Origin of the sequence: Photobacterium malacitanum (assembly GCF_900185615.1) — a bacterium.
GTDB classification, from domain to species: Bacteria; Pseudomonadota; Gammaproteobacteria; order Enterobacterales; family Vibrionaceae; genus Photobacterium; species Photobacterium malacitanum.
Genome location: NZ_FYAK01000032.1, coordinates 1 through 1,471, shown reverse-complemented (window position 1 = coordinate 1,471; position 1,471 = coordinate 1). Strand labels below are relative to the sequence as shown.

General features: G+C 45.3%; 2 tRNA genes and 1 rRNA gene. All 3 read right to left on the bottom strand.

Features of this window, described 5'->3' with window-relative positions:
- Nucleotides 1–919 (bottom strand): 23S ribosomal RNA (locus tag PMAL9190_RS20625); the annotation flags it as partial.
- Between the two features lie 325 nt (nucleotides 920–1,244).
- A tRNA-Ala gene (locus PMAL9190_RS20605) sits at nucleotides 1,245–1,320 on the bottom strand.
- Between the two features lie 44 nt (nucleotides 1,321–1,364).
- Nucleotides 1,365–1,441: transfer RNA gene (locus PMAL9190_RS20600), tRNA-Ile, on the bottom strand.
- Nucleotides 1,442–1,471 lie beyond the last annotated feature (30 nt).

The following is a 1,471-nucleotide window of genomic DNA, read 5'->3' as shown; positions in this document are numbered from 1 at the left end:
TACTTACTGGTATTCGGAGTTTGCAAAGGGTTGGTAAGTCGGGATGACCCCCTAGCCTTAACAGTGCTCTACCCCCAGTAGTATTCGTCCGAGGCGCTACCTAAATAGCTTTCGGGGAGAACCAGCTATCTCCGAGTTTGATTGGCCTTTCACCCCTAGCCACAAGTCATCCGCTAATTTTTCAACATTAGTCGGTTCGGTCCTCCAGTAAGTGTTACCTCACCTTCAACCTGCCCATGGCTAGATCACTCGGTTTCGGGTCTAATCCTAGCAACTATGACGCCCAGTTAAGACTCGGTTTCCCTACGGCTCCCCTAAACGGTTAACCTTGCTACTAAAATTAAGTCGCTGACCCATTATACAAAAGGTACGCAGTCACCCAACAAGTGGGCTCCTACTGCTTGTACGTACACGGTTTCAGGTTCTATTTCACTCCCCTCACAGGGGTTCTTTTCGCCTTTCCCTCACGGTACTGGTTCACTATCGGTCAGTCAGGAGTATTTAGCCTTGGAGGATGGTCCCCCCATGTTCAAACAGGATATCACGTGTCCCGTCCTACTCGATTTCACTAATAAAGCGTTGTTGGTTACGGGGCTATCACCCTGTATCGCGGTACTTTCCAGAACCTTCACCTAACGCTGAACTAACTTAAGGGCTAATCCGGTTTCGCTCGCCGCTACTACCGGAATCTCGGTTGATTTCTCTTCCTCGGGGTACTTAGATGTTTCAGTTCCCCCGGTTCGCCTCATTAACCTATGTATTCAGTTAATGATACTTACTTATGTAAGTGGGTTTCCCCATTCGGAAATCCCAGACTCAAGTGGCTTTTACTGCCTAATCTGGGCTTATCGCAAGTTAATACGTCCTTCATCGCCTCTGACTGCCAAGGCATCCACCGTGTACGCTTAGTCACTTAACCATACAACCCCAAGAGGTCTTGTATGTTCAAACAACCAAGGTTTGCGTTTAACATTTCGATCAAGAAAATATTAAACATTGGTTTTTCGCCGGACTCATTTATTTGTCTTCACTTTAAAAAGTGAAAGCAAAATCAAGACACTTGAATGTGTGTTGTTTTGAGAACTCGTTTTTATTCATAGAATAAAAACATTTTTAAAATCAATCTATCGATTGAATTTACTAGTCAGCTTTCCAGATTGTTAAAGAACATGTAATCATCGTTAGATAACCACTTTTTAAAAACACTTTTTACTCTCTATTGCAAGAGAAGTGTACTTAAAGAGTGGTGGAGCTATGCGGGATCGAACCGCAGACCTCCTGCGTGCAAGGCAGGCGCTCTCCCAGCTGAGCTATAACCCCAACGATTTAAAAGACTGTACCGCCACTTTTTCTGGGAGAAAAAGTGGTGGGTCTGAGTGGACTCGAACCACCGACCTCACCCTTATCAGGGGTGCGCTCTAACCACCTGAGCTACAGACCCAAGTCTTTTTGCGTTCTTACATTTTAACCA